The 21,617-nt window shown below is 40.2% G+C and carries 16 protein-coding genes, 1 other RNA gene and 2 pseudogenes; 9 read left to right on the plus strand and 10 right to left on the minus strand.

Going from position 1 to position 21,617, the window contains the following annotated elements:
- The first annotated feature begins 122 nt into the window (after window positions 1-122).
- Window positions 123-1,430, plus strand: coding sequence for an MFS family transporter (locus NMK50_RS06525; protein WP_254769803.1), 1,308 nt, complete (start codon window positions 123-125; stop codon window positions 1,428-1,430).
- Window positions 1,431-1,514: 84 nt separating this feature from the next.
- Here NMK50_RS06525 and NMK50_RS06530 read toward each other — a convergent pair whose 3' ends face one another.
- On the minus strand, window positions 1,515-1,820 hold the full coding sequence (locus NMK50_RS06530; protein ID WP_254769804.1) for a DUF2853 family protein: 306 nt from the start codon (window positions 1,818-1,820) through the stop codon (window positions 1,515-1,517).
- A 95-nt stretch (window positions 1,821-1,915) separates the two neighbouring features.
- On the opposite strand from NMK50_RS06530, the gene ssrA reads away from it, so the two are divergent.
- The 5 genes and pseudogenes from ssrA (at window position 1,916) to NMK50_RS06555 (ending at window position 5,895) form a co-directional block, all read left to right on the plus strand.
- Window positions 1,916-2,268: a transfer-messenger RNA gene (gene ssrA, locus NMK50_RS06535) on the plus strand.
- A gap of 183 nt (window positions 2,269-2,451) precedes the next feature.
- Window positions 2,452-2,997, plus strand: coding sequence for an SspB family protein (locus NMK50_RS06540; RefSeq protein WP_254769805.1), 546 nt, complete (start codon window positions 2,452-2,454; stop codon window positions 2,995-2,997).
- Window positions 2,998-3,010: 13 nt separating this feature from the next.
- A complete protein-coding gene (locus tag NMK50_RS06545; protein ID WP_254769806.1) occupies window positions 3,011-3,193 on the plus strand; it encodes a DUF4169 family protein in 183 nt (60 codons plus the stop codon).
- Window positions 3,194-3,198: 5 nt separating this feature from the next.
- On the plus strand, window positions 3,199-3,450 hold the full coding sequence (locus NMK50_RS06550) for a ribbon-helix-helix domain-containing protein (RefSeq protein ID WP_254769807.1): 252 nt from the start codon (window positions 3,199-3,201) through the stop codon (window positions 3,448-3,450).
- A gap of 118 nt (window positions 3,451-3,568) precedes the next feature.
- Window positions 3,569-5,895, plus strand: a pseudogene (locus tag NMK50_RS06555) (ATP-dependent helicase).
- A 54-nt stretch (window positions 5,896-5,949) separates the two neighbouring features.
- On the opposite strand, the gene NMK50_RS06560 reads toward NMK50_RS06555, so the two are convergent.
- Window positions 5,950-6,591: a DapH/DapD/GlmU-related protein gene (locus NMK50_RS06560; RefSeq protein ID WP_254769808.1), complete on the minus strand. Its 642-nt coding sequence runs from the start codon at window positions 6,589-6,591 to the stop codon at window positions 5,950-5,952.
- 140 nt (window positions 6,592-6,731) lie between these two features.
- On the opposite strand from NMK50_RS06560, the gene NMK50_RS06565 reads away from it, so the two are divergent.
- The 3 genes and pseudogenes from NMK50_RS06565 to NMK50_RS06575 all read left to right on the plus strand — a co-directional run bounded on the left by NMK50_RS06565 (window position 6,732) and on the right by NMK50_RS06575 (window position 10,051).
- The gene (locus tag NMK50_RS06565; RefSeq protein WP_254771206.1) at window positions 6,732-7,313 is read left to right on the plus strand and encodes an SCO family protein; all 582 of its coding nucleotides are present in this window, start codon (window positions 6,732-6,734) and stop codon (window positions 7,311-7,313) included.
- Window positions 7,314-7,338: 25 nt separating this feature from the next.
- A pseudogene (locus tag NMK50_RS06570) lies at window positions 7,339-8,207 on the plus strand (50S ribosomal protein L11 methyltransferase).
- Window positions 8,208-8,224: 17 nt separating this feature from the next.
- Entirely contained in the window at window positions 8,225-10,051 is a 1,827-nt protein-coding gene (locus tag NMK50_RS06575) for an aminopeptidase P family protein (RefSeq protein WP_254769809.1), read from the plus strand.
- Window positions 10,052-10,402: 351 nt separating this feature from the next.
- On the opposite strand, the gene ligA is transcribed toward NMK50_RS06575, so the two are convergent.
- The 8 genes from ligA to NMK50_RS06615 all read right to left on the minus strand — a co-directional run bounded on the left by ligA (window position 10,403) and on the right by NMK50_RS06615 (window position 21,388).
- A complete protein-coding gene (ligA, locus tag NMK50_RS06580; RefSeq protein ID WP_254769810.1) occupies window positions 10,403-12,562 on the minus strand; it encodes an NAD-dependent DNA ligase LigA in 2,160 nt (719 codons plus the stop codon).
- 86 nt (window positions 12,563-12,648) lie between these two features.
- Window positions 12,649-14,310, minus strand: coding sequence for a DNA repair protein RecN (gene recN, locus NMK50_RS06585; protein ID WP_254769811.1), 1,662 nt, complete (start codon window positions 14,308-14,310; stop codon window positions 12,649-12,651).
- A 6-nt stretch (window positions 14,311-14,316) separates the two neighbouring features.
- Window positions 14,317-15,210: an outer membrane protein assembly factor BamD gene (locus NMK50_RS06590; protein WP_254769812.1), complete on the minus strand. Its 894-nt coding sequence runs from the start codon at window positions 15,208-15,210 to the stop codon at window positions 14,317-14,319.
- A 169-nt stretch (window positions 15,211-15,379) separates the two neighbouring features.
- Window positions 15,380-16,255, minus strand: a complete 876-nt coding sequence (gene lpxC, locus NMK50_RS06595) for a UDP-3-O-acyl-N-acetylglucosamine deacetylase (protein WP_254769813.1) — start codon at window positions 16,253-16,255, stop codon at window positions 15,380-15,382.
- Window positions 16,256-16,458: 203 nt separating this feature from the next.
- Window positions 16,459-18,204, minus strand: a complete 1,746-nt coding sequence (gene ftsZ / locus NMK50_RS06600; RefSeq protein WP_254769814.1) for a cell division protein FtsZ — start codon at window positions 18,202-18,204, stop codon at window positions 16,459-16,461.
- Between the two features lie 69 nt (window positions 18,205-18,273).
- Entirely contained in the window at window positions 18,274-19,575 is a 1,302-nt protein-coding gene (ftsA, locus tag NMK50_RS06605) for a cell division protein FtsA (RefSeq protein WP_254769815.1), read from the minus strand.
- On the minus strand, window positions 19,572-20,480 hold the full coding sequence (locus tag NMK50_RS06610) for a cell division protein FtsQ/DivIB (RefSeq protein WP_254769816.1): 909 nt from the start codon (window positions 20,478-20,480) through the stop codon (window positions 19,572-19,574). The genes ftsA and NMK50_RS06610 overlap by 4 nt, the downstream gene beginning before the upstream one ends.
- Window positions 20,468-21,388, minus strand: a complete 921-nt coding sequence (locus tag NMK50_RS06615; RefSeq protein WP_254769817.1) for a D-alanine--D-alanine ligase — start codon at window positions 21,386-21,388, stop codon at window positions 20,468-20,470. Before NMK50_RS06615 ends, NMK50_RS06610 begins: the two co-directional genes overlap by 13 nt.
- Between the last annotated feature and the right edge of the window lie 229 nt (window positions 21,389-21,617).

Raw genomic sequence — 21,617 nt, forward strand, 5'->3', positions numbered from 1 at the left:
GCTTATATCCCCCGACAAGCCTTCTGAAAGAGCTTGCATAAAAAATTATTATTATAACAATTGAATTTTGATGATACAATCGTAAAAAAATATAAACTATAAATCTAAAAGGGGAGCACTTCATGAAAAATGAAACAACTTTAATACAACATAATACAAGAAAGCGTATTTTCGCCATTATATCGAGTGCATCAGGAAATTTGGTAGAGTGGTATGATTTTTACGCTTACTCATTTACATCGATTTACTTTGCGCCACAATTTTTTCCTTCAGATGGCGATATTGTTACCCAATTTTTAAAAACAGCAGGAATCTTCTTTATTGGTTTTCTTATGCGCCCAATTGGCAGTTGGCTGTTTGGCTTTATTGCTGATCGTTATGGACGCAAAAACTCAATGCTTATCTCTATTCTTATGATGTGTGTGGGGTCTTTTCTCATTGCCGTACTTCCTACTTATGAAACTTTAGGGAGAACTGCTGTAATTCTTCTGCTCCTCATCCGAATGATGCAAGGACTTTCAGCAGGTGGTGAATATGGTACAGCGGCAACTTATATCAGCGAGATTTCCCTTAAAAATCATCGTGGTCTCTTTGCTTCTTTCCAATCTGGCACACTCATTACTGGCCAACTTTTAGCCAGTTTTATTATCTTTATTTTGGCACTTTATCTAACAGAAGACCAATTAAGAACATGGGGCTGGCGTATTCCTTTTGCGATTGGTGGACTAGCAGCAGTAGTTGCACTTTATCTACGTCGTTCGCTTCATGAAACAACCACAAAAGAAAGCCGTTCTAGGAAACAAACTGGGAGTCTTAAAGAACTTCTAAGTAAACACACAAAAGCCTTCTTTGTCATTGTTATCTTCGCCTCTGGAGGATCTCTAACATTTTACACCTGTACAACTTATATGCAAAAATATCTCATCACCACCACCGGATTTGATAAACATACCGCAACAACGATAATGACTGCGGCACTCTTTATTTTCATACTACTCCAACCCATATTTGGTATCCTAGCGGATAAGATTGGGACAAAGAATTTGCTTATCCTTTGGAGTGCACTCTCAACTCTCTTTACGATTCCTGGACTTGTCATAATCGGTCACACACATAATCCATGGATTGCGCTGTCAACCATTCTTGGAATATTGTGTATTATGAGCATGTATACATCCATCTCTGGTGTCGTAAAATCAGCGATGTTTCCTTCTTCAGTACGCGCACTAGGCGTTGGTGTCTCCCATGCTATTGGTAATGCATTACTTGGTGGTTCTGCCGAATATGTAGCACTTGGATTAAAAAATATGGGACATGAATCATTCTTCTACTTTTACGTAACCGTCGTGATGATCTTTGCATTCATTGCCACCCTCTTTATACCCGATATGAGTAAAGGAGGATATCTTCAAGAAGGCAAAATGAACTAACCCCTCTTTGCAAAACAAAAAGCCCAAAGAATTTTGGGCTTTTTTATCATTATCGAGATCGAGCAAAATTTCGTTGCAAATTGTTTAAATTTTATCAAGCGCGTTGAGTTGCTTGGCTACCAAATAATAAAAAGTCATACGACTTTTTCTACGATCTCCAGACATCATTTCTGCAACTTTCGCAACAGCTGTTTTAGCACTTTTCTCATCCGCCCCCAATACATCTTTAATCCATTTTTCAACACGCTCTAACTCTTTTGGATCCGATGTCGCAACAAGCGATGCATCCTGCTTTTTCATCACCAAAGCTAAGCGATGGCCCAGCCGTTTTATTGCATCCTCATCGGGATTTTGGTCATATAATTTAATATCTGCTAGATCACTGGTCATTGTGCACCATCTCCTCTCCAAAAATTAGCGGATGTACTTTACAACCGCATAACATAGCTTCATAAATAACTAGAGGATTTAAAATATTAACAACCCCCCTTTTCTAAAGACTGTTCTTCATCTATATTTAAGGGGTTGGCTTGCCAGCTATGGTAATAAATGGACAATGAAATAAACTTATTGGACCCGGGGGCGGTACCCGGCGCCTCCACCAAAATATAATGAAAATTATATTTTGGTGGGGGCGAAATAGGATCGACAAGAGTGTAAAGATTGCTCTTTTACTCGGCATAGTACCACCGTTATCGGACTAAATGAGTAGTTGCAAATGACAACTATGCGGAAGCACGTCTCGCCGCTTGAGGTGGTGTGAATGCTTCAAATTAAGCCTTAAACCGTCGCAGGTTTAAGCGGGGTTCGAAGGCACCTGGCAACAGAAGCCTTCACTTTTATAAATATCACCAATTCATCTTCCAGATATTACCAGATATTATTTATCATAAAATCTCATATTATTTTTTCCGTTGATTTAAGTGCATATGAGACAAAATATTGCTAGCTTAAAAAGACATTCTATTGCACAATATCACGCATACTCATCTACCATGTGAAATAAAAGGAATAAACTTCGATGATTCAAGATCAAATCCGCTACGATATTCTCGTTCAGGATGCGCTTCGTGGGGTTATCCGTAAAGTTTTATCGGAGGTTTCTAAAGCAGGTCTTCCGGGAAACCACCATTTTTTTATTACCTTTTTGACAAATGCTCCAGGCGTAAAAATTTCTCCCCGGCTTAAAGGCCGCTATCCAGAGCAAATGACAATCGTCTTACAACACCAGTTTAGAGATTTAAGTGTTTCGGAAACTGCCTTCGAAGTTACTCTGTCTTTTAGAGAAATTAGCGAGAAACTCGTGATTCCCTTTACTTCTATTCAGGTATTTTATGACCCTATAGCAGCATTTGAAGCAGCATTTGACCTCCCTTCAAACTTGGTTTCTGGAGAAAGTGAAAATTCAGAAAATGCTCCAAGCACACCTCTTGCTTTATCAGACAAACAAAAAAAAGAACACGCACTGATAAAAGAACAAAAAACGAGCACAAGTGAGGATTCCTCAAACAATGATATCAAGCAAAGTGCTGATGTTGTCTCTTTAGATTCTTTTCGAAAAAAATAACGAAAACTTGCTCATGACTAAACTTATTAATCTTCGTCAGTTTCAAAAACAGAAAAAGCGTGCAAAACAAGCTCTTCATGCAGAGGAAAAACGTTATCGTTTTGGCCGAACAAAAGCGGAAAAGCTTTTTGAACAAAAACAATCTTTGAAAACGCAAAGATTTCTTGATCAAAATTACTTAGAGCGCCAAGAATAAAAATCATGCATGAAGATTATTTCATCGATTGGTCAAAAGTAATTTTGCGAAAAATATCTGTTCGAATTGATGGACATGCAACAAGCGTATCTTTAGAACAACCTTTTTTAGACATTCTCAAAGCTATAGCGCGAAAAAAAGGACAATCTTTAGCCTTTATTATCACCGATATTGACAGCAAAAGACCACCGCAAGTGAATCTTTCGGCTTCGTTACGCATTTATGCACTTCAAAGCGTTCTCACCCAACGCATGTAATATTTGTTTTTAGTTTTTAAAATTTCTGTCTTATTACGTAACCAAAACTATTGCTTTTTAAAGAAAATATTTTTTGGCTCTAGCGCTTAAATGAAAAAAAGACTACACAAAAGATACAATGAGTAATTTTCTTAATAACATACCCTTTTTTGAAGACGACGCCTCTCTCCATAATAAAAAGAGCTCTAGAACCACTCCACACACTGTAAAAGAAAAAATGCAATGTGATGGCGATTATTTGCAACAACTCAATCCAGAACAGCGGCAAGCCGTCATGAATACAGAAGGGCCTCTTTTGGTTCTTGCCGGTGCTGGTACTGGAAAAACGCGTGTTTTAACGACGCGCATTTCTCACATTTTACATTCTGGTTTTGCCTCTCCTAAGCAAATACTTGCTGTAACCTTCACCAACAAAGCAGCACGCGAAATGAAAATGCGTATTGGCACGCTTATTGGAGAAATTGTTGAAGGCATGCCTTGGCTTGGAACTTTTCATTCCACAGGAGCAAAAATTTTGCGCCGCCACGCAGAACTTGTTGGCTTAAAAAACAACTTTACAATTCTTGATAGCGATGATGTCCTGCGACTATTAAAACAGCTTATTCAAGCTGAAGGATTAGATGATAAACGTTGGCCCGCACGCAACCTTTCTATAATGATTGATTCTTGGAAAAACCAAGGGCTTTCACCAGAACATCTTTCAGAAAAAGATGCTTATGCCTTTGGCAACGGTATGGGGCGAAAACTTTACCATAGCTACCAGGAAAGATTAAAAAGTCTCAATGCCTGTGACTTTGGCGACCTTCTTCTTCATTCACTCTCTCTTTTCCAACATAATCCAGATATTCTCCGCGGATATCATTCTGAATTTCGCTATATTCTTGTTGATGAATATCAAGACACCAATACAGCACAATATCTTTGGCTTCGTCTTTTGGCGCAACAGCTAGAAGGACAACCTGTCAACCTTTGTTGTGTTGGCGATGATGACCAATCTATTTACGGATGGCGTGGTGCTAAAGTCGAAAATATATTACGTTTTGAGAAAGATTTTCCTTCTGCAAAAATTATTCGCTTAGAACGCAATTATCGTTCAACATCACACATACTCAAAACAGCTTCTCATCTCATTTCCCATAACCAAGAAAGACTTGGAAAAACACTTTTTTCTGATCAAATAACGACCGAAGGAGGAAAGGTAAAAGTCCATGAATCCTGGGATTCAAGAGAGGAAGCACGTGCAATTGGAGAAGAAATTGAACAAACGCAACAAGCCGGTCATTCATTAAATCATATAGCAATATTAGTGCGCGCATCATTTCAGATGCGTGAATTTGAAGATCGCTTTGTAACTCTTGGTCTTAACTACCGTGTCATTGGTGGTCCACGCTTTTATGAACGAATGGAAATACGTGATGCCATGGCTTACTTACGTGTTGTGGTCCAACCAGCAGATGATTTAGCCTTTGAGCGCATTATTAATACACCTAGACGCGGCTTAGGAGATGCAACCTTACGCACTCTTTATGAGAGTGCACGTGCACGCTCTATTCCCCTCTTTGCTTCTGCTACTGAAATCATTGAAACGGACGAGCTAAAGCCCAAGATACGCAGTGCCTTACGAAATATTGTCGAAGATTTTCGCCGCTGGCAAAATATGCTGCCATACACACCCCATAAAGAACTTACCGAAACAATTCTTGATGAATCAGGCTACACAACGATGTGGCTAGAAGATCGCTCACCAGAAGCACCAACACGGCTAGAAAATCTCAAAGAAATGGTCCGCTCTATGGAACAATTTGAAAGCCTTCACAGCTTTTTAGAACATGTTGCACTGGTAATGGATGCTGAAAAAAATGACAATACTGATGCTGTTAACATCATGACTCTTCATTCAGCCAAAGGGCTTGAATTTGAAACAGTTTTTCTTCCTGGTTGGGAAGAAGGTCTCTTCCCCCACCAACGTTCATTAGATGAAGGCGGCCGTTTGGGTTTAGAAGAAGAACGGCGATTAGCTTATGTAGGGCTGACGAGAGCAAAAAAACATTTGCATATATGGTTTGTCTCTAATCGAAGAGTTCACGGACTTTGGCAATCCACACACCCCTCACGTTTTCTCGAAGAATTACCAGAAGAACATATAGAAGTTATAAAAATGGGAACCTCTTATGGTGGTTATGGCAACTCTTCTTTTAAACACCATAGTTCGTTTTATAATGATTATTCCACACGGGAACAAAAGCGCACAAAAAAAATATTGAAGGAAAAGTCATTACCCAATCAGTCTCTCAAGCACCCTCCAATTTTGTCATCAATGATCGGATTTTTCATATAAAGTTTGGTTATGGTCATATCATAGCCATAGATGGTCATAAATTGACCATTGTTTTTGAGAAAGCGGGGGAAAAGCGTGTCCTCGACAATTTTGTCAGCAAAGCGTGATAAGGTATCGGCATATCAAAGGAATCTTTCCAAACAAAAAGCTGTTTTTTCATTTTATGTTAAGCTCTCTTTCCATTTTCGAATAAAATCCTCGATTGGAAGGGTTTGCATATCAGGCAATGCGTTATAAATTTTATCAAGTGGCCAATTCCACCATGCCATCTCCAAAAGTTCCTGGATCACATGATCTGAAAAACGCATACGCAAACACTTTGCAGGAACACCAGCAACAATCGTATAAGGTAAAACATTTTTTGTTATAACGGCGTTCGCTCCAATGACAGCGCCATGCCCAATGGTTACGCTCGGCATAATAATCGCGCCATGTCCAATCCATACATCATGCCCAATGCTCACACGTTTTGCACAACGTCTTTCACGAAAAGAGCGATCTAACGGTTTATAGCGAAAATATTCGTTAGGACGATAAGTTATTTTATGCATCGAAAGGCGTTCTATAGGATGTTCTAATGCATTCACACAAACATGAGAGGCAATAGAACAAAAGCGTCCAATATCGCTATAAATTGCTTCACTGTTACGCTCAAAATAAGAAAAATCTCCAACTGTTACATAACGTAAAACCACGCGTTCATTGATTTCTACATAGCGTCCCAATTTACAACCATGCAATCGTGCTGTCGTATGAACACGAGGCTCACTCTCATGAAATCTAAGATCTTTCTCACTATCCATTTATCCCTCTCAATTTTTTTTTCCAATAAATAATATGGAAAAACATATCGACTAGAGAAACAAAATCAACCATAAAACAGAGATTGCAAAGTTACCCAGCCAATGTTACAATTTCTTATTCTATTGAGAAGAGTCAAATGATGAAAAATGTAGTGCGCATCTTTGGGGTAACGGTCATATTTCTTGCGGGTATTTTCATTTATGATGCGTTAAGAAATAAGCCTTTAGGGGATGATTTTATACTCACTGATTCCAATGGAAAAATGATCACTGAAAAGGATATTAGAGGCAAACCTTCCGCAATTTTTTTTGGCTTCACTATGTGTCCTGAAAGTTGCCCTACTACATTGATCAATCTTGATCGATGGTTAACAGCTCTTGGGCCACAGGCAGATAAATTAGGAATATGGTTTGTTACTGTTGACCCTGAACGTGATACACCGGAAGTTCTTCATAATTATCTCAATAATTTTAATAATAAAATTATTGGGATTAGCGGAGATCCGGAAAAAGTTCATAAAATGGTAAAATCCTTTAACATTGTTGCTGAAAAAGTACCGGGAACAGATGGAAACTATACTTATAACCATACGGCAGCGATTTTTTTACTCAAAAAAGGCGGAAAACTAGCTGGTGTTATTCCTTATGAAACGAAAGAGATCGATCCTGAAATAAAAGACAATATCGCTATTGAACGTTTGAAGAAGCTGGTTACCAACTAAAAAAACGATTAAAAGAAAGAACGGAATGTCACAGCAAATTCGTCTGTATTATACTGCTTTCAAAAACGAAGCAGAGCGGTTTTATGCTCTTATGGAAACAGCCTTTGACGAAGAAGGATATCCCCTTGCTTTAACAGAGATAGATGAAAAACATGCTGTGTATGAACTTTCACTTTATGTCAATAAAGAAAACCAAGAGAATGTTTCCAAACGTTTTGCAAATATTCTTTCTATAAATCCTGATAGAATTAAGAATGAAGTTTTACCAAATATTGATTGGGTTAAACAAAGCCTTGAAGGACTAACACCTGTCCATGCTGGTCCTTTTTTTTACACGGAAGCCATAATAGAAGCAGCATTCCTCCTAATGTTTTTCCGATTGAAATTGAAGCGAGTCAAGCTTTTGGTACCGGACATCATGGAACGACCGCTGGTTGTTTAGAAATGATTGCTAAAGTCATACAAAAGGAAAATCCTCAAAATGTCCTTGATCTTGGCACTGGTAGCGGTGTCCTTGCCATTGGCATCGCAATGCTCAAGCCTGTTTCTATACTTGCATCCGATATTGATCCAATTGCTATTCAAGTTGCACAACACAACATCGAACTCAATGGCGTAAAGGAACATATTACAGCTGTCACAGCAACAGGTTTTGCTCACGATAAAATTGCATCACACGCACCCTTCGATCTGATCGTTGCTAATATCCTTGCTAATCCACTCATTGAACTTGCTCAAGAAATGGTACAGGCACTCAAAAAAGGTGGATCGCTGATACTCTCTGGGATTCTTGAAGAACAACACGACTCTGTGTTGAAAGCATATATAAAGCAAGGGCTAAAACATATTGAAACATACCACCGTCAAGAATGGGTTACTCTACATCTGAAATAAACAGAAAGGACGTTGTTATGTATCAAACTTTTGAAGTGCTAACAAATCCCTCTCATGCGGCAGAGCGCATTGCTTCTCTTCGTAAAGAACTCAATCGCCTCAGATTAGATGGCTTTCTTGTCCCATGTGCTGATGAACATCAAGGAGAGTATGTCCCACCACATGCTCAACGTCTTGGCTGGCTTACTGGATTTACGGGGTCATCGGGTATTGCACTCATTTTAAAAAACAAAGCCATTATATTTACAGATGGACGCTATAAGCTTCAAGTTCGTCAACAAACTGATCCTGATATTTTTGACTATGAAGACCTCATAACTTGCCCCCCCTCACAATGGCTTGCAGAAAATGGACAAAAGCTTTCACTTGGCTTTGATCCATGGCTCCACACGATCTCTGCTACAGATACATTGAAAAAAACATTAGAAATGAAAACAGGCGGAAGACTTATCGCTGTTCAACAAAATCCTATTGATCTTATCTGGCATGATCAACCACCATTACCGCAATCAGCTCTATCGATTCATCCTCTTAAATATGCAGGGCGCGATACAAATGAAAAGCTAACCTTGATGTGCCAAAATATCAAGCAAGCAAATGCAGATGCTTTTATTTTTACAGATCCCTCCTCTATTGCGTGGACATTTAATATACGTGGCAATGATGTTTCCAACACACCTTTTGCTCTTTGTTTTGCTCTTATTCCTATTAAAGGAACACCTTCCTTATTCATTAACAGCAAAAAATTGGGAATAGAACAAAAACAATATCTAAAACGCTATACAAAATTATATGAACCAGAACATCTTATTGTAAAAATTAAAGATTACGTTCAAAAAGGAATGGTTTTTGCTTTAGATCCGCAATTGACATGCGAAAAATTACGCACCATTATTGAAGAACAAGGAGGCTCCTTTATAAGGCATACTGATCCTGCTTCTTTACCACGTGCCATTAAAAACAGCATAGAACTAAATGGTGCGCGTAAAGCACACCTGCGCGATGGTGTAGCCCTTACCCGTTTTTTTTCTTGGTTAGAGAAACAAACACCAGGCACAGTGAGTGAAATTTCTACTGCTCAAAAATTAGAAGAATTTCGCGTAACAACAGCAAAGGAAATGGAAGAAAAACTTGAAGATCTTTCTTTTGATACAATCTCAGCAGCAGGTGCCAATGGTGCCATTGTTCATTATCGTGTGACGGCAAAAACAAATAAATTGCTAAATGCCGGTGAGCTTTATCTTATTGATTCAGGTGGACAGTACCGTGATGGCACAACAGATGTCACACGCACAGTAGCAATTGGAAATATTGGAGAAGAAGAAAAACGCTGTTTTACGCTTGTTCTCAAAGGTATGATTGCTCTTTCAACCGCTTGCTTTCCAAAAGGAACACGCGGACAAGATCTTGACGCTCTAGCACGCATAGCCTTATGGAAAGCTGGCTTTGATTATGCCCATGGCACGGGTCATGGCGTTGGATCTTATCTCTCTGTTCATGAAGGGCCACAAAATATCTCCCGCAATGGGTGTCAAGAATTGATTCCTGGAATGATTATTTCTAATGAACCTGGATATTATCGTGAAGATGCTTTTGGTATTCGTATTGAGAATTTGCTCATTGTAAAGCCAGAGCAAAGAATTAATGGTGGAGATAGAGAAATGCTCTCGTTTGAAACCCTCACAAATTGTCCCATTGACCGACGTTTAATCCTCCCAGAACTTTTGACATTACAGGAAAGACAATGGCTAAATGATTACCATGCACATGTTTATCAAGTGAATGCACCTTATTTAAATGAAGAAGATAAAAAATGGGCAAAAGAAGCAACAAAGCCTCTTTAAGTGGAATTGGGCAAACACCTCCTAACTCTTCTTACATAATATTTTATCTCCTCTTTTAAAGAGAAGAATATATATCTCTATCAGGAAACACAAAAAATATTTTTATAATCTTCTTCAAGTTTTTATCCTCATATGACAAACACTAACCTAAGTAGAACAAAATGAAATAGAATTACAAAAAGGGTAACACTTATTTTTGACTCTTCCTTCTCTTCCTCAAAATGGTTATTCTCGTATTTTCCTGATTCCATCACCATTCTAAAAAACAATATTTTATGGCACTAAAAATAAATCTCACCTCATGAAGTATAATAAATGCTGATAAATTCATCCTATTTGCAGAATCTTTTCCTAAACATAATATCCCTCAATCAATTGCAGCCAAGTCTCTTCATCGATAGCCTCAACACCTAACTCTTGCGCTTTGGCTAGCTTCGATCCTGCTCCAGCTCCAACAACAAGAAGATCAGTTTTTCTAGAAAGTGAACCGGAGGTTTTTGCACCTAATCGTTCTGCCAATGCTTTTGCTTCATCGCGGGACATGCGCGCCAAAGTTCCTGTAAAAACAATGACCTTTCCTATTACGGGTGAAGTATCTGTCATGAGAGTTTCCTCATCAAGAGGTGTAACTTCCTTAAGTAAGATAGACAAAACCTCACGGTTATGCGTTTCTTGATAGAAATCAATAATTGCGCTCGCTACCTGTGATCCAATTCCTTCAATATTAGTAAGCTCCATCCAAGCCTCATTGCCTTTTTCATTTTCCCCATCACACGACATCTTAGCTGCCATCACAGCAGTTTCAAATGTTGTATAATTTTGATAAGCGCGTGCAAGACGCCGTGCATTAACCTCTCCAACATAACGAATTCCGAGTGCAAATAAAAAACGACTTAAAGGAATTTCACGGCGTGCATTAATGGCATCATAAAGTTTACGAACTGAAACAATACCAAAACCTTCCATATTCTCTAAACGCGTCAAAGATTTTTCTTGTCGCCGTTGTAAAGTAAAAATATCGGCTGGTGTACGAATACAAAGCGTTTCATCTTGAACATGAAAAAAGAACTCCACCTGTTTTTTCCCAAGTCCTTCAATATCAAAGGCATTACGCGAAACGAAATGACGCATACGCTCAATCGCTTGTGCTGGACAAATAAGCCCACCTGTGCATCGACGCACAGCTTCCCCCACCTCACGGACAGCATGGCTCCCACAAGCTGGACACAGATGCGGAAAGACAAAAGCAGAAACATTTTTTGGACGTTTTTCAATAACAATATCAACAATCTGAGGAATCACATCACCAGCACGTTGTACAATCACTGTATCACCAACACGGATATCACGCCCTTCACGAATTGGCTCGCCCTTATGACCAATTCCCTTAATATAATCCTCATTATGCAAACTTGCATTAGTAACCACCACACCGCCAACAGTAATAGGAGCAAGATGTGCAACAGGCGTTAGTGCTCCAGTTCGACCAACTTGAATATGAATAGCTTCTAAAAGCGCTATCGCTTTTTCTGCTGGAAATTTATGCGCAATTGCCCAACGTGGTGAACGAGAGACAAATCCCAAACGGGTCTGGAGCATTAAATCATTAACCTTGTAAACGATCCCATCTATATCATAGCTTAACGAATGACGGCGTTCTTCGACAGCATGATAATAGGAAATCATCTCTTCTACTGTTTTGAAAACCTTCGTTAATGGATTGATAATAAAGCCATATTCTTTTAACTTTTTCATCATCTCCATTTGGCTTTTTGCAAAGATTTCACTCACTTCACCACAAGCATAAGCAAAAAATTTAAGCTTTCTACTTGCGGTTATCCGTGAATCAAGCTGACGTAGCGAACCAGCTGCTGCATTTCTAGGATTAGCAAAAGTCAACTTTCCTTTTTCTTGTTGTCTCTTGTTCAGTACTTGGAAATCCTCCCGTCCCATATAAACTTCACCACGCACCTCAAGAATATCAGGAAATTTTTCCTGCAAGATCTGCGGAATATCGGTAATTGTTTGTGCATTCACTGTAACATTTTCACCGACATATCCATCACCACGTGTTGCTGCCCGCACAAGTCTTCCTTCTTCATAGCGCAAAGACAAAGATAAACCATCAATTTTGGGCTCAGCAGTTATTTCCAATATCTGTGTTTCTGGCAGCCGTAAAAAACGACGAATGCGCTCAACAAACTCACGAACATCTTCAGAGCTAAATGCATTATCAAGTGAAAGCATTGCCTGTGCATGAACAGATTTTTCAAACTTTTCAGAAACCGGAGCTCCAATTTTACAGGAAGGAGAATCTGCACGAATGAGCTCAGGAAAAAGGGCTTCAATTTCTGCATTACGACGACGAAGAGCATCATATTCTGCATCAGAAATTTCAGGCTGATCGTTGCTATTATAAAGGACATCATGACGGGCAATTTCTTTTGCCAACCATTCTAATTCACTTTCTGCTTCAAGAGCAATTAAGTTTTTTGTTGTTTCCTTTTTCATAAAATTGATTCCAAACTCTAGGTCATAAGATTCTTCTCTCTTCTACACAAAGAGAATCTATACGGACACATGCGCACCAATTATATCTATGTAAGAAGCTTTTGAGCAGCTGCACGGGCTTCTTGCGTAATCTGCTCTCCTGCTAACATACGAGCAATTTCTTCTGCACGTTCATGCTCCTCCATTTTATGAACACCCGTCATGAAACGATCTTTATCACCACTTTCAACCTTTGAAATAAGAAAATGACTATGCGCTTTTGAAGCGACTTGTGGTGCATGTGTAATAGCAAAAACCTGAACACTTTTTGATAAACGTTGCAATCGTTGCCCAATGGCAGCAGCGACAGCTCCCCCAACTCCTGTATCAATTTCGTCAAAAATCAATGTAGGAGCTGATCCACGATCAGATAAAACAACTTTTAACGCTAACAAAAAACGAGACAGCTCACCACCAGAAGCTACACTGAGCATTGGTCCTGCTCGTGTTCCTGGATTTGTCCGAACCCAATATTCAACACGATCGATCCCTTCTGCACTTCGTTTTTCGGCATCACTTTGTATTTCAACGATAAATTCTGCTTTTTCTAACTTCAATGCTGGTAACTCAACCATCACGCTTTCAGACAAGTGTTTTGCAGCTTCCTGGCGTTTTACTGACAATGCTTGTGCCAATATATCATAATTTTTTTGTGCTTCCCGTGCTTTATCTTCAAGATGGATTAATGTCGCTTGCGCATCCTCAAAATCAGCAAGATCCGCATCCATTTTATCACACAAAGAAACCAATTCATCCGCAGGAACCTGATATTTACGAGAAAAACCACGAAGAGCAAAAAGACGCTCTTCTATCCGCTCCAATTCACCAATATCAAAATCCAACGCCTGCATTGCAGCCTCAACCCCTTCTTGCGCTGTTGCAAGTGCATGTAATGCTTCATCAATAGATTTCACTACAGGTGTAATGAGCTCTTGCGCTTCAGAGATTTTTCGCTCCAAACGCCTTACCAAATTAGAAAGGACAGGAATTGGTGATTTAGAACCGCTCAAGAGGTCATCAGCCTCCTTAATATCTGTCGCTATTTTTTCTAATTTAAGCATATCCGCACGCCGAAGAGACAAAGTCTCTTCTTCACCAACTTGAAAATCAAGCTTTTCAAGCTCTTTCACACATGCACGAAGATAATCAGCCTCACGCACAGCATTTTCTACTTTACTACGCTGTTGTTGCAAACGCTCTTCAAATTCACACCATATCTGATAGGATTGGCGTAAATTGTCTGTTTCATCCTCAAGTCCCCCAAAAGCATCTAATAACTGACGATGTGTCGCAACATCAACAAGTGCACGATCATCATGCTGCCCGTGGATTTCAACCAACAAACGACCAACACACCGCATAAAGGCGACACTAGCGACCTGATCATTGATAAAAACACGACTACGACCATCACTTGATTGTACACGCCGTAAAATAATATCACCCTCATCATCAAAACCATTGTCATGGAGAAGATGACGCGCAGGATGTGAAAGAGGAACATCAAAGACAGCTGTCACCTGCCCTTGTGCCGCACCCTGGCGCACAAGCGAAGCGTCACCGCGCCCACCAAGAGCAAGCGACAAAGCATCAAGGAGAATAGACTTCCCAGCACCTGTTTCTCCAGTCAAAACCGACAAACCCGCTGTGAAATGAATATCAAGCGTTTCGATCAAAACAATATCATGAATCGAAAGCTGTATCAGCATGTAAAATCAATGTACCTTCTTCTTATCACCATTTAAAGCATGTGAGATCCAAGAAGATTTATGCTCCTGTGGAGATATGCTATTTTTTTGCAATAAATTATAAGAAAACTTATACCACTCACTTTTAGGGTAATTGCGTCCTAAAATAGCGGCTGCTGTCTGCGCTTCCGCAGTCAAACCAAGAGCAAGATTAATTTCCGTCAAACGGAAAAGTGCTTCTTCAATTTGATTTGTATCAGAATATTCTTCAACCACTGTACGAAATCTTCGACTTGCAGCAAGATAACGTCGCCCTTCTTCATAATAACGGCCAATCTGCATTTCCTTACCAGCCAACTGCTCTCGCCCAAAACGTATTTTTGCTTTAGCATCTTCGACATATTCAGAATTTGGATAGCGCTCCACGAGAAGCTGCATAGCAGCAATAGCACGTTTTGTATCACGTTGATCTCGTGTAACATCAGGAATTCGACGGAAAGAAGAAAGACCGATAATATAATAAGCATAAGCGGAATCGCCTGCCTCTGGATAAAGAGTGATATAACGCTGGGCCATGCTAATTGAATCATCATACTTACCAAGTCGATAATTTGTAAATGCACCCATCACCAAGGATTTACGACCCCAATCAGTATAAGCATACTGTTTTTCAATCGCTAGAAACTTTTTCGACGCATCCGCAAGTCGCCCACTCTCAAGGCTCGCAAGCGCCTGATTATATAAAACATCTGGCGGATCGATTTTTAACACATACGCAGACGAACTAAGAGTATTTTTCTCTTTAAACAAACAACCTGCTAACAAGCAGCTACTCCCCAAAAGCATCACCCCTAACACCTTGCGTACAAGGTTAGATTTCCTATCTGCCATATTTTCAATACATATATAAGATTTTGTCATAGTTCTTCCGGCCTCCAGAGAATGTCACCTTATAGCAAAAATCATTTATTAGAAGTTTCTATACCATATCACTTTAAAATCCACTAACCAATTTAGTGACTTAGGTCAACCATCCCCTTAAAAATCAAAAAGACTATAAAAATCTTTTTAATTTTTGTACGAGAATTCCCTACAAGTAACTTTTTTCGTAACAAGTCTCATCCGCTAAAACAGCTTTTACCACTTGCGAATTCATCCTATGCCCACTACAATAGGAACGAAACAATCCAATAAAAGGTGCTCCAAGTAAAGCGGTATCACCAATTGCATCAAGCATTTTATGTCGCACACATTCATTTTCCCAATAAGGACCATCGGGATTCATAATCTTGTCATTAAATCCAATGATAAGAGAATTTTCTAAAGAAGACCCTATCCCTTTTCCAGAAGTCCATAATTTCTCGACATCTTTGACAAAACCAAAAGTACGTGCACGTGATAAATCATCTCGAAATCCCGCTGAGGTAAGATCAAAATGAAAATGTTGCTTACCAATAGCCGAAGAAGGAAAAGAAATCATGATATCAAAACGACGCCCATCAAACGGCAAAAACTCCGCAAAACCATTAGAAATTTCAACACGCAGTGGTTTTTTGATAATGAAATAAGCACGCAACGCATTTTGCTGAACAACACCAACTTCTTCAAAAGCTTGACAATACTGCCATGCCCCACCATCCAAAATAGGAATCTCATGACTCGACACTTCAATAACAAGATTATCCAAATTATAAGCGGCAATCGCAGCCATCAAATGTTCAATCGTTTCAATTCTAAACGCACCATTGCCAAGCACTGTTGATAATTCAGTCGCTCCTGTTTGTGATGCATGCGCGTAAAGGACTTGATCTTTTTCTCCCACCCCACAACGCTTGAAAACAATACCACATCCCACCCCAGCCGGCTGTATCTTCACCTCAGAGAGACACCCACTGTGAACACCATAACCCTTTAATACTACGTTTTTTTTAAGAGTGGACTGATATTTCTGCATCAGATTCATCATGTTACTTTATTGAAGTGTTTTTACAACCTTACATTTATAAAACTATAAAAATGATATGCATAGAAAATAATAAACCCGTTTATTATAAACGGGTTTATAAAAAACAAACTATTTTTCATCACAACACATCGTACTTTACCATTTAAGGTTTTCAATAATCATGAAAAGCCTATGAAAAGAGCTTTTTTCTCAATTTTGAGCAATTAATTGACCTTACGACGCAAAAATGCTGGTATTTCTAATTGATCTTCTTCGCTTATAAAGTTACGTTGATCTTGTGGAACCTGAGGGTGTAATTCACCAGAACGACGTGGAACATAAACAGAAGCATCTTGAGAACTTTTATTATAAACCGGCACTTCTTTCTGCTGAGAAGGTCTCACAGCAGGTTCTAACCGAGCCTCGGGTTCAACTTCCTCGCGATGTGTCAAGCTCTGTTTCAAACGCTGCCAAAGATTGCGCGGCCCTTCTTGGCTGACTGCGGGTGCTCTCTCACGCTGTGCATGAACAACAGGAGGAAAATCTTTTAACTCAGGCATACGCATTGGTGAACGTACGTGCATCTGTTGTACTTGTTTGTCTTTCTGCTGCACACTCTCTGTCATCTCATCAAGGACATGCGCCGTTGCCTCCATACTTACCGGCGCAACCATTGATTGCTGAGAAGTACGGCGAACTTGCATACGTGGCGCATTTGATACCTGACTATGCACAACATTTGAACTATAAGGAGCTGCATTCGCACTTCGTGTAACAACAGCATCTGCAGGCTGTGCAAAAATTTGACTCTTAGGACGGAACTGTTCTCCAGCCGATTTACCCTTTTCTATTTCAAGAGCTTCTATCACTTCTACCATTGACTCAGAACGCAAAGGAGGTGACTGAACATGAAAAGAAGTCTGTGACACTGCGGAATCACTCTTACGAATTGAAGCGGCAGGTCTTTGAAGTTGAGGATGAGACGGTTGAATGATATCACTCACCTCACGATCAATACCCGTTGCAACCACAGAGACACGAATAACACCTTCTAATGACTCATCATCAATAGCACCAAAGATAACATTGGCATCTGCATCCACTTCTTCGCGAATACGATTAGCAGCTTCATCGACTTCAAAGAGAGTCATATCACGCCCCCCCGTAATAGAAATGAGCAAACCACGCGCACCCCGCATAGAAGTATCATCCAACAGTGGATTCGCAATAGCAGCTTCAGCAGCAGACAAAGCACGACCTTCACCAGAAGCTTCACCCGTCCCCATCATTGCACGCCCCATTTCATGCATAACAGAACGCACATCAGCAAAATCAAGGTTAATGAGCCCTTCTTTAATCATAAGGTCCGTAATAGAGGCAACACCAGAATAAAGCACTTGATCAGCCATAGCAAAAGCATCAGCAAATGTCGTTTTGTCATCTGCAATACGGAAAAGATTCTGATTGGGAATAACAATTAGTGTATCAACAGACTTTTGTAATTCTTCGATACCGGCCTCTGCCGTTTTCATACGCCGTGCACCTTCAAACTGAAATGGCTTTGTAACCACACCAACGGTCAAAATACCTTTTTCACGCGCTGCGCGAGCCACAACGGGTGCCGCCCCAGTTCCAGTGCCTCCCCCCATACCAGCAGTAATAAAAACCATATGAGAATCTGCTAGATGGTCAATAATTTCATCGATACACTCTTCTGCTGCTGCTTGTCCAACTTCAGGCAGAGCACCAGCACCTAGACCTTCCGTAACGGCTGCACCAAGCTGGATAACACGTTCAGCTTTTGACATAGCCAAAGCCTGTGCATCTGTATTTGCCACAACAAAATCAACTCCCTGAAGACCAGCATTAATCATATTATTCACGGCATTTCCACCACCACCGCCAACACCAAAAACGGTAATACGTGGTTTTAATTCCGCGATATCTGGCCGATGCAGATTAATCGTCATTTTCTTTTCCTTCTCATAAAACATCGCAAGCCCAAGCGATTGAAATTTAACTCACCTCAACAAACTTATTTAAAAACTCTCACGCAACCATTGACCAACACGCTGAAAATATCCGCGCGTGCCCGTCGATAAATGTTTTACTGCACCCTGCATTGTTTTTTCTTCGAACCCCACCAATTGCGGATAAATCAACAATCCAACAGCAGATGTAAACGCCGCCCCTTTTGCAAGAGAAGGAAGCCTTGAGATACCTAAAGGCCGTCCTATGCGAACATTTCTTCCCAAAATACTCCGTGCCATTTCTGGCAATCCTGTTAACTGACTTGCTCCTCCAGTCAAAATAACACGCTTACCAATAATGTGACCAAAACCAGAACGATTTAAACAATCACGTACCATCTCTAGAATTTCTTCAATACGCGCACGAATGATACGACCAAGAACAGCACGAGGATATTGCGTTTCACGCTGCCCATTCCCAATCTCTGCCACATTAATCATATGCCGTTCATCAGCACTTGTCAGAAGTGCTGAGCCATAGACAACCTTTAAACGCTCTGCCTCTGCAAGTGACATAGAGAATCCACGTGCAACATCAAGCGTTACATGATGTCCACCAATCGCAAGCGCATCTGCATGGACAAATTTTCCTTCAAAAAACACTGAAAATGTTGTTGTTCCACCACCAAAATCAATACATGCAGCCCCCAAATGTGCCTCATCATTCATCAAAACAGCAAGACCACTTGCAAAGGGCGTTGCAACCATTGTTTCAACACTCAAATGTGCACGATTAATACAGGTTTCTAAATTACGCAAAGACGCTGTTTCCGCGGATACCACATGCACATTGACACCAAACAATTCTCCCGCCATTCCAATAGGGTCAGAAATTCCTTTATCTCCATCCAATACATAAGAAATCGGAACGGAATGCATGACATGACGTTCAGCATCAAAAGCTTTGCGAGAAACATCTGAAAAGGCCACACGTACATCGCGCTGGGTTACTTCACGACCATTCAAACGCACCATGCCATTGATAAAAGCACTTTGTAAACGGCTTGAAGAAAAGTTTACAATCACCGAATCCACAACCAAACCAGCCATTTTTTCTGCGGCATCAACAGCCAATCGTATTGATTGCTCTGCCGCGAACATATCCATCACAACACCGGATTTTATACCGCGTGAGCGCTGCACTCCAAAGCCTAGAATCTCCATAGAATGTGTACGACCATGTAAATAGTGCGTATGTTTCAAAGGACGCAAACAAGCAATAAGACAGACAATCTTACTTGATCCAACATCAAGCACCGTTAAAAAGCGTGTTTTACGTCCTCCCATATGCTTTGATCCGAGCAACATCATAGGCTTCCTGCCTTTCGTGCTTTCAAAATGCGCTCTTTTTCTGCCACAGTAGCACTACGACGTTCCAAAGCTTCATCGGACAAGGAAACTGTGATACGGTCAGAAAGACGTAAATCAATACTGAGAATATCGCGAGAAAAAAGGTCTTCTACTGTACCTGTTTCAATCAAAGAAGAAAGCTTTTCAAGTGCATCATTTTCAGGCAACATAATGCGTAGTCCATTATCCAAAACAAGATCCCAGCGCCGATCACCTACACGCACAAAAGCACGAACACGACTATATAACTGTGAATACGAAGAAAGCTCTTGAAGAAACATTTTGGCAGCATTTTGTGCACCCTGCCCAACCAAAAGAGGCAAATCTCGAATAGCCCCGCCTTTAAAAGGCAAAATGATACGACCTGTATCATCAACAACATCCATCATACCATCATGTTGCCAAATTGCATAAGGTTTACGCTCTACGATTAAAATATGCACTTTGTTGGGATAGATTTTTTGAACATTAGCCGATTGAACCCAAGCTTGCTGTTCTAAAACAGAACGCGCCCTATCAACATCAAAAGTGAAGACAGATTGAGCAGAATCAAGCTCTAAGAGCTTTAAAATCTCCTGTTTTCCCAAGCGCTTATTACCACTAACATCAATATCAGTGACAAAAAAACCAACATCCGACATTAGAGTCTTCACAATCACTCCCATATGACCGCTTGATGAAAATCCATAAAGCCCTGTAAAAAAGAAAAACAACAAAACTGCAAAAGAACCTAAATGGTGAGGAACATGAATACTGGCGATAAACTCAAACAGAACCCGAAGAACGCGACGATAAAGACGTGGCAAAACTGACACGAACGGCCCCTCCATCGAAACATTTGTTTTATTAACATTCAACGCATACACGACGCGTCCTCCACCATCCACTGAACAATATCGCCGTAAGTACGACCACTCGCTTTTGCAATATCAGGAACAAGAGAAGAGGGTGTCATACCGGGCTGGGTATTAATTTCAAGCCAAACCAATTCTCCTGTTTCATCATCAAAACGAAAATCAGAACGGCTAACACCTCGACAACCAATCGCCTGATGCGCAGCTAAAGACATTCTTTGCACCTTTTGGTAAATATTTGATGAAAGTTGTGCAGGACAAATATGAAGAGAGCCACCCATGTTATATTTCGAGTCATAATTATAGAATTGAAAGTGCTGATTGGGAATAATTTCACAGACATCCAGCATTTCATTTCCCAAAACGGCACAAGTGAGTTCTCGGCCAGGAATATATTTTTCAACAATCACCTCATCTGCATAAACCCATTCAGTCCCCACAATATTATGAGGCGGTGCAGTTTCACTTTCTTTGACAATCACAACACCAAAACTCGACCCTTCGCACACAGGCTTAATCACATAAGGGGGCTCCATGGGATGCTCTCGCCCAACCGCAAAACGGCTCATAACAACAGAAGGCGCAACAGGAACTCCAGCACTTGCAACAACAATTTTTGCACGCCCCTTATCCATTGCCAATGCAGACGCCATAACTCCAGAATGCGTATAAGGAATTTTCAAATATTCAAGAATACCCTGAATACGGCCATCTTCTCCAAAGAGACCATGCAAAGCATTGAAAGCGATATCAGGCTGCAACTGTTCAAGAACAGAAGCAATATGACCATCAACATCCACACGGCTTACACGATACCCATGCGCTTCAAGAATATCAGCACAAGCAGTACCTGAAGACAAACTTACAGACCGCTCAGAGGAGATCCCCCCCATCAATACAGCTATATGTTCATCTTTCATAACAACTCACCCTCCTCTGTCTACTATATATAGACTATATAAAAACCACTGATACCATATACAGAAAATACTAAGATTTATCCTTGCGAATCAATTACCTAGCATTTTTCGTAATGAATCAGACTCAGGCGCAAGACGCAAGAGCTTCTCTGTTAATTTATTGATTCTTAATGGAATTTTTTTATTATCTCTTTGATATGACTCAATTTTTTATTGCATTTTTAATGCA

It is taken from the genome of Bartonella harrusi (genome assembly GCF_024297065.1).
In the GTDB taxonomy this organism is placed as follows: domain Bacteria; phylum Pseudomonadota; class Alphaproteobacteria; order Rhizobiales; family Rhizobiaceae; genus Bartonella; species Bartonella harrusi.